General features: G+C 44.7%; 7 protein-coding genes. 2 read left to right on the forward strand and 5 right to left on the reverse strand.

From position 1 onward, the window contains the following. Positions 1-42: 42 nt before the first annotated feature. The 4 genes from AB4232_RS07970 to yccS all read right to left on the reverse strand — a co-directional run bounded on the left by AB4232_RS07970 (position 43) and on the right by yccS (position 4,612). Entirely contained in the window at positions 43-1,302 is a 1,260-nt protein-coding gene (locus AB4232_RS07970; RefSeq protein WP_372086870.1) for a hydroxymethylglutaryl-CoA reductase, read from the reverse strand. Between the two features lie 167 nt (positions 1,303-1,469). Continuing rightward, the gene (locus AB4232_RS07975; protein ID WP_009845577.1) at positions 1,470-1,790 is read right to left on the reverse strand and encodes a hypothetical protein; all 321 of its coding nucleotides are present in this window, start codon (positions 1,788-1,790) and stop codon (positions 1,470-1,472) included. Positions 1,791-1,911: 121 nt separating this feature from the next. Then, a complete protein-coding gene (locus tag AB4232_RS07980; RefSeq protein WP_009845576.1) occupies positions 1,912-2,073 on the reverse strand; it encodes a hypothetical protein in 162 nt (53 codons plus the stop codon). 352 nt (positions 2,074-2,425) lie between these two features. Then, the gene (yccS, locus tag AB4232_RS07985; protein WP_009845575.1) at positions 2,426-4,612 is read right to left on the reverse strand and encodes a YccS family putative transporter; all 2,187 of its coding nucleotides are present in this window, start codon (positions 4,610-4,612) and stop codon (positions 2,426-2,428) included. Between the two features lie 177 nt (positions 4,613-4,789). Between yccS and helD the strand changes: the two genes are divergently transcribed. Both helD and AB4232_RS07995 read left to right on the forward strand, forming a co-directional pair. Then, entirely contained in the window at positions 4,790-6,865 is a 2,076-nt protein-coding gene (helD, locus tag AB4232_RS07990) for a DNA helicase IV (RefSeq protein ID WP_372086871.1), read from the forward strand. An 87-nt stretch (positions 6,866-6,952) separates the two neighbouring features. After that, positions 6,953-7,303, forward strand: coding sequence for a VOC family protein (locus tag AB4232_RS07995; protein ID WP_017101716.1), 351 nt, complete (start codon positions 6,953-6,955; stop codon positions 7,301-7,303). A gap of 186 nt (positions 7,304-7,489) precedes the next feature. Here the strand turns inward: AB4232_RS07995 and AB4232_RS08000 are convergent. Beyond that, positions 7,490-8,834: transketolase family protein (locus AB4232_RS08000; RefSeq protein WP_372086872.1), on the reverse strand; the 1,345-nt coding region annotated here is incomplete at its 5' end.

The following is an 8,834-nucleotide window of genomic DNA, read 5'->3' on the forward strand; positions in this document are numbered from 1 at the left end:
TCAATGCGTGACAACGGTCGGTTTAAGGTTTTATAACAGAAACTAGCGCGCTAACTTGTGATGAGCGCGCGAAAAGTGACCCGCACAGAATGCGCCTACAATCGATAGCTCACCCGCCAAACATAAAGCCGCACAAACCTCAGCTAAGGCTTGTGATTTACCGTTGCCGTGTAGCCCTAGTAAATCGAGACACGCTTTTTGGCTTGGTAGGCCAGTACCGCCACCGACTGTTCCTAACATCAAGTTAGGCAGCGTTACACTCGCGTACAAACCACCTTCTTTGTTGAGCTCCATACGAGTCATACCAATCGCAGACTCAGCAACACACGCCGCGTCTTGACCGCAAGCAATGTAGAGTGCAGCAAGTGCATTGGCATAATGAGCATTGATACCAATCGTACCGCTTAGAGCGCCACCGACTGTGGTCATTTGTCCGAACTGCACCATCTTCTCTGGTGTGGTGTGGAGGTACTTAGCGACAAGTTCAGCAGAGATATTGACCTCGGCTGTGACTTTTTTACCACGAACGCTGCGCAAGGTTTGTGTATTGGCTTTCTTATCGCCTGATAAGTTGCCATCAAGGAAAGCATGATCGGGCTTAACCGGCGTATTTTCTATGATGTACTCAAATACAGCGTTGGTCGCGATAGTTACCATATTCTGACCAGAAGCGTCTCCGGTTAGAAATTCAAACACCAAGTAAACATGGTTACCTTCGATGTTGATATTGATGTCGGTAAGTTTGCCGTGCGACGTTGTTGATTCAGCTAAGGTTTTAAATTGGTCATACTGGGTCACTGCCCATGCCACAAACTGTCCTGCTTCAACTAATCCTTGGAATGCGAAACCAGGAGTGCGTGTTACGCCTTCATTGAGCAACATTGCACTTGCACCACCACAAGCTGTGATCAGCTTTGAACCACGGTTATACGACGCGACAAGCGCCGCTTCAGTGGTTGCAAGTGGGACTAGGTAGTCGCCTTTAGCAAACAGGCCATTGACTCTTAAAGGGCCAGATATACCAACAGGGACTTTTACCGTGCCAATAAAGTGCTCTATGTTTTTCTCATAAGCCTGAATCTGGCTTTGAGTATGAGGGTCGAGCAGTTCTTGCTGCGAGTCTGCATTATCGAGAGCCGCCCAGCGACGTGTAAGGTTTTTTTCAGTCAGGTAAGGGCTCGGAGTCAGTTTATTCACTGGCTTATCAAAATGAGGATGGAGCTTCTTTTCTAATTCGTCTGCGGAGATGTCGCCTCCTAAAATAGAAACATAGTCACGGCGATGCAGATTTAGTTTTGGCATAAATAGTATGAAGTAAAGTTTGTGCAGCAAAATTGATTTGCGCTGATTCTACCGAGTAATAAACCAGAAACAAGTGCCTGATATAATGAGTTACAGTTTGTATGGATTTAGAGCCATTTGTTAGTCAAAAAGAGGGTAACCATCAAATCGATAAATAGTAGCTCGAATCAGATATGGATATCGAGAAGGCTACCAATGGCTTCGTTTTGACGATCAACCACACTCGCACCAACACGGTTGTAATTTGCGCTCTGTGTCAGCTTTAATAACGCTTCAGTAGAGGAAGAAGCTGGTTCAGGCTCTTTCTCTTTAAACGAAATGGGTTGTTCAGGTTCTATTTGATTGAAGCTCAAATCGCTAGTTTGGAAAGTGTCGTTGGTTTTTGGAGAGTGTTTGGAGTTTTGGTTAAGCTCGATAGCGGCTTCTTCAGCCATGTTGGTTGACTGCTGAATGATGGCGTAACCAGATTGAATACCAGATATCGACATAGCAGAACCTTTTATTGACGTATGAAATGAGTCTAGGCGGACGATATTTTGAGTGCAATGGAGAACGGCTACAAATTACTAAGATCAGGTGGATTTAAGCTAAAATAGTGACATTAGTCTATTAATTGAACAACTCATTCAGTACGTTTAACTCTTCATCTGTCAAAAGAGAAGGTTGATCTGTTTCAAGGTTTTCGTCTATTTCACCTTGAAGTGCTTTCAATTGCTGCGGGTTAAGGAGCTGTATTTTCTGCTTAAATGCTTCAAATTGCTGTGTATTCATAATGAGACCTTAGTTCAAATCCATATGCTCAATAGAGCATAGCTTACTGATTCAATAAATCAAACAAGATTAAGTGAATATTAAATGAAGTTTGAAGTTTCCTAAAACTAAGACAACTATAGATCCCTTTGGTTGTTTTTTGTCCGAGGAATGTTAGGCAAAGTTATGGATGAGTCAATCAAAGTCAGCAAGTTTACATGCGTGTAAGATTTGAACGGCCCTTGTAGATAAAGGGTAGGCAAGTGGTTGCTCTACCTAGATGAGCCTTTTGGTAGAGCAATGTATAAACACACGGAGTGTTCAAAAAATGAGCAGTTTCGTTATCTTTTTGTTTTTACTGTTGTTTTGTTTTTCATCTTGAAACTTCTTTTTCAAGCGGCTTTTCAATCTTAACTTTAACTGCAAATTTTGTGGCTAAGGTATGCAGTTCTGGAAGCATTCGATAAATCAAATGTAGCTGTTGTAGAACCATTCTAACAGAGCTCTCATCCTCTTCTCTCCATTCACTTAAACGCTTATCAAGTTCAGGATCGTAAGCGTTTTTTACTTCGCATTGTTCTTGATGACAAAACAGCTGGTCGTTGAGAGCGTCGAGATGCTCGTGTATTACTCTGTGTGCGTCCAGTACCAGTTTGTGTGTTGCTTCGTCATCGATACGTGTTCTATGAGCTCCCAGAGCAGAGATATAGCTGAGTAGTGCATGATTGAGTGTTAGGAATCGGAAGCTCTCATCTTCAGATGTACGATACTTACCCGGCTCAACCAGCATGCTACTAACAGCGGCAGTCAGATTTGCATCATTGTTATGTGCACTGCGGCGTGCAATACGATAGCTAAGGCTGTCTTTTTTGCCTACACGGTATTGACCAATGATCTGAGCGAGATAATCTTTATTGGAATCAAGCGCATCTGCCATCACCTTGTGAAGTCGTTTTGATTGCCAGTCCGGTAAAATATAGCTAACCGCTAAAACAGCGAGCGCGCTGCCAATGAAGGTATCTGCTAGTCTTGGCAATACAACTGCGTAGCCTTCCCCTAATTGATTGAAGCAAAAGAGCACAAGCAGTGTGATAAAGGCGGTCGCGAAACCGTAGTTATTGATACGGAAAGCGAAGAACATCACGCCACTGACCACAATGAATACCAGCTGACTCTCTTGAGATGGGAAAAAGGTCAACAACGGTACTCCAATCAACAAGCCTGCGACGGTGCCAATGACACGAGCCGTCAGCTTTTGTCGCGTTGCACTGTAGTTTGGTTGGCACACAAACAGTGTTGTTAGCAAAATCCAATAACCTCTTTCAATCTCAAAACCTTGGATAATTCCGTAACCGATCGTCAAAGTGATCGCCATACGAATTGCATGACGAAATAGCATCGAGTCGGTGTTCAAGTTGGCTTTGATCTTATGCCACATCGCCGTCAAAGTATGAGGGTTGGTATCGTCCAGTACGCCTTCTTCTAGTTTTTCTGCATCTGGGTTACTTATATTTGATAGCTGTTTTTCGACGGTAGCTAGGTTATTAAATAAGTAATCCAACTGGTTGAGCAGTGATTTCCATTCTGGGTTGTTCTGTTGATGCAGATGATTAAGTGAAGACATCAGTTCATCCAGTGCCAGAACAGATTTTTCGCCATGTTGGTATTCAGCGCCAACCTTCAGTGAGCTTGCCACTTCTTTACAAGCTTTAGCTTGGGCTTCGAGCAGATACTTAAATCGAAATAAAACGTCTGATCGCTCAAAGTGTTTTGCCAGTTCTTGATAACGGTAGTGGCTGGAGCTTACGCGTTCATGAATATCCTGTGCGATGAAGTAAGTATTAAGGAATCGGTCACTCGGTCCGTCAATGTGTCCGCGCTTAGAGCGGTTGAGTAGCGTTGCTTTGCACATGTTGAGCGCGTTAACAGTGCTAGCATTGAGTTTGGCTTCAATAATGCGATGTGGTTGGGGAATCAAATCTGAAACTGGATAGAAGAGCTCTGCTTTAGAGCCGATGTAATTGCCGATTTGATCGAATACTGTTGCTAGGTTTTGCTGCACTGGTTGCATCGGCCATACGATCTGCCAAATCATCGACATGAAGTAGTACCAAGCTGCGCCCGTTAACAATAGTAGAGGTTGAAACCAAAGGTTAGTGCTCTCGTGAGCCCCAAGCATGGCGTAGATAGCCACAAGTAATGATCCAAATGCGATACTGGCATATTTAGGGCCAATTGCCCCAAGTATAATAAAAGAGAAGGTTGAAACGAAAAGCCCTATCGCGAACAGCCAAGGCGTATCGAAGAGAATCTCAATAGAGAAGGCTGCAACGGCAAAACAGATAAAGGTTAGCGTGAGTGCTTTCAAACGTCCGGTAAAGCTATCATCACTTTCAGCAAGAGCCGCAGCAATAACCCCTAAAATTAATGGTGTGATCAGTGTGTTTTGACCATAATACCAAGCAGGTACTACAACACCGAGCAGAGTGATGAGAATTAATACGCTGTAATTTATGGTTTTATTCGCCCAATAAAGGCGTAGTTTTGCTGAGAAGTCCACAGTCGCTCACTTGACACACTAAAACCATAATCCTAACAGAAATCAAGCACAAGAATTTGATACTTATCCATAATTGCCCCTAGGTGGTCATGAAAGCGTCGATAAGCAGTGAGACATTATTAATTCTCACTGCATCATGATATAAATTCAATATTCCCAATTAAAGAGCACGCTCCAATGCAGCTAAGCGCTAATAAGACTGCACAGTTTTTTATTCAAAATGAATATCATCAAGTTGAGCTTGATGGTCCACGCCTGCTGTTATCTTCAGTAGGCAGTGAAGAACGTATCCCTTTCACTATTTGGAGTGGCAAGATCGCGATAAAGCGCGGATTGTTTTGGGGATCGTTGCAGTTTTTTGCTAATCAACAAGATGGCAAACAGCGAAGCTGGTTAGTCCAAGGCCTTCCATGGGAACAATGTCGTCAATTTGCGCGCGCATCGGTTGCTGCTTATCAGAAGTGGCATGACAGACAATGTGAACAGTTGGCAGAGCACGTTCCTCAATGGGAAGATGAATTGACACGTCTTGAGCAACTTCCTGCTTTCCTACCGCATTCTAAAGTGAAGACTTGGGTCGACATGGTCAACGCAGGTCTGGAAAATATGACGATGACTCTAGAGGAAGCGGCACAGCGCATGCCAAACCGCATTGCTCGAATGCAGCCATGGTTGTCTGAAACGGAAATTCAGCAAGCCGAGAGGAATCAACAGTGGTTAGAGACAGAAAGACAAAATTGGGAAGTATTGTTTGCTCAATGTGAGTCGTCACCCCTGAACTTATCGCAACAATATGCGGTCTTGATGAATGATGATCACAACCTTATTTTAGCGGGCGCAGGCTCAGGTAAAACCAGTGTTCTCACCGCTCGCGTCGCGTATTTATTGCAAAGCCACCAAGCTCAAGCTGAAGAGTTGTTACTGCTCGCCTTTGGTCGTGAAGCCGCGGAAGAGATGAAGCAGCGCCTTAACAGCAAAATTGGCATAGCAGCCGAGAAGGTGCAAGTCAGTACTTTCCACCAGTTGGGTCTAAAGATACTGAATCAAGTTGAACCCGAACGCGTGGTTATTTCTCCGCTCGCACTCGATGACAACCAACGCCAAGCATGGTGCATTGATTGGTTGAAGAAGCACTGGATGACGCCGACCAACTTTAAACGTTGGCAAAAGCACTTGTCTAAATGGCCAATTGCTTATTTAACCGGTGATGATGAGCTAGGTAGTCATGTTTCAAATCTTAAATTGATTGGTTGGCTTGAAAAGCAACTTGAACAGTTGAATGCATCGGGTTTAACGAAAAAAGAAGTACAGCAACAACTGATTGATCACCGTGACTATACGCGCCTCAATAGCGAGCTTTCACTGTGTTGGCCATGCGTAACCGCTTGGCAAAAGGAATTGAAAGAACAGAATCATATCGACTTCTCAATCATGATCAGCCGAGCGACACAGTATGTCGAGAAGGGGAAATTCATTTCGCCTTGGAAGTTCATCATGATCGATGAATATCAAGATATCTCACCAGATCGTTTAGCCTTGGTTGAAGCCTTGTGCAATCAATCGAAAGCGCAGCACCAAGCTTCTATTTTTGCCGTAGGTGATGACTGGCAGTCAATTTACCAGTTCGCGGGTGCAGATGTTGATCTAACGACGGGCTTTAAAGATCGTTTTGAGAGCTCGACAATTCATCATCTAGATACGACTTATCGATTTAACAATCAGTTAGGTTCGGTTGCCAATCGCTTTGTGCAGGAAAACCCGATTCAACTACCAAAAGAGCTCAACAGCTTCAAACAACAGAAGCAGAAGTCGGTTTATAGTGCGCCAAGCAAAGAAGTTGAGAAGATCCTCGATCAGATAAACAGGCAAGCAAAAGGTAAAGCGAATAAATCAGTGATGTTGCTTGGGCGAAATCATTACCACAAACCAGAGCTGTTGGAAGACTGGAAAAAGATCTATACCTCAATTGATATCAGCTTCATGACTTGTCACGCGAGTAAGGGTAAAGAAGCGGATTTCGTGATTATTCTTTGCGTTGATGAAGGACAGTTCCCCGCGAAGAAGAAACAATTGCACATTGATGGCGCGTTGACTGAATCTTCGGATGTGTTCCCTTATGCGGAAGAGCGTCGTTTGTTTTACGTGGCAATGACGCGAGCAAAAGAAAAAGTATGGATCACGCACAGTGGCGATGGTTCTGGCTTTGTGCAAGAACTGCATGGCTCTGATTACCCTGTCGTTCGTAAAAAGTGATGTCACTTGGCGTAATTGTCTAAGATTAGATCTTCAAGCCCTGCCTTAATATCACAAGGCAAACGTATAAAGCAGAAGGAATCCGCTATGGAACACGGCTCTATTAACTACATTGAATTTGCTGCGAAAGACATCGCCGCAACTAAGGCGTTTTTCAGCCAAGTGTTTGGTTGGAGCTTCGAAGACTATGGCCCTGAGTATTCTGCTTTTGAAGGTAAAGGCTTAATGGGTGGCTTCTATTTAGCGGATCTGGCGTCGAATGCTGAAAGTGGCGCAGCGTTGATGGTTTTCTATAGCGAAGATCTTGAGCAAACCAAGCGTGATGTGACTGATGCTGGTGGAGAGATAAACCGTGAGATATTCAGTTTTCCCGGCGGCAGACGTTTCCATTTCAGAGAGCCAAGTGGCAACGAGATGGCAGTGTGGAGTGATAAGTAGAGAGTTAAGATTCTGGTAAACAAAAAGCCAGCTATGTGAAATGATCCTGTAACGTTGGACATTTCTGTTAAGCGGTGATCAAGGCCTGACTATCGAAGTCAGGCCTTTTAGTTTCACTTTATACGTTTGTTATTGTAGAACTAATTATGCATCACCCCATTTAAGGGCGAGGCAATTTAATCAAGACTAAGCAAGAATCTCTTTCGCTGTGTTTACTACGTTTTCTGTAGTGAAACCAAACATCTTGAATAGTTCGCCTGCTGGTGCAGATTCGCCGAACGTTGTCATACCGATGATCTTGCCACCGAAACCAACGTACTTGTACCAGAAGTCAGCGATGCCAGCTTCTACAGCGATACGTGCTGTAACGTCAGATGGAAGTACAGACTCACGGTATTCAGCGTCTTGCTTGTCGAATGCGTCAGTAGCAGGCATAGAGACTACGCGTACTTTCTTGCCTTCAGCTGTTAGTTCAGCAGCAGCGCTAACCGCTAGCTCAACTTCAGAACCAGTTGCGATAAGGATAAGCTCTGGCTTGCCAGCGCAATCTTTCAGGATGTAACCACCCTTAGCGATGTTTGCTACTTGCTCAGCGTCACGATCTTGTTGTGCAAGGTTTTGACGAGAGAAGATAAGTGCAGAAGGACCATCTTTACGCTCGATTGCCAGTTTCCAAGCAACAGCAGACTCAACTTGGTCACATGGACGCCATGTGCTCATGTTTGGAGTCAGACGTAGAGAAGCGATCTGCTCAACTGGTTGGTGAGTAGGACCATCTTCGCCTAGGCCGATAGAATCGTGCGTGTAAACTTGGATGTTCTGAGTTTTCATCAGAGCAGCCATACGCATAGCGTTACGCGCGTATTCCATGAACATTAGGAACGTTGCGCCGTATGGTACGAAACCACCGTGCAGAGCGATACCGTTCATGATAGCCGTCATACCGAATTCACGTACACCGTAGTGGATGTAGTTACCAGAGAAGTCATTTGCTTCAAGAGACTTAGAACCAGACCACATAGTCAGGTTAGAAGGCGCAAGGTCAGCAGAGCCGCCCATGAATTCAGGTAGCATAGCACCGAACGCTTCTAGAGCATTTTGAGATGCTTTACGTGATGCGATGTTTGCTGGGTTAGCTTGAAGATCAGCGATGATTGCCGATGCTTTCTCTTCCCATTCAGCAGGAAGATCACCGTTTACGCGGCGTTTGAATTCAGCTGCCAGCTCAGGGTATGCTGCTTCATAAGCTGCAAGTTTCTCGTTCCACGCTGCTTCCTTAGCTGCGCCTGCTTCTTTCGCATCCCACTCTGAGTAAACTTCCGACGGAATTTCAAAAGGACCGTGCTCCCAACCTAGTTGTTTACGAGTTGCTGCGATTTCGTCAGCCCCTAATGGTGCACCGTGACAGTCGTGCGTGCCTGCTTTATTTGGAGAACCAAAGCCGATTACTGTTTTAGTACAAATTAGAGTCGGACGAGGATCCGCTTTAGCCGCTTCGATAGCCGCGTTGATAGCGTCAGCATCGTGACCA

It is taken from the genome of Vibrio sp. 10N.286.46.A8, assembly GCF_041470165.1.
GTDB classification, from domain to species: Bacteria; Pseudomonadota; Gammaproteobacteria; order Enterobacterales; family Vibrionaceae; genus Vibrio; species Vibrio tasmaniensis_A.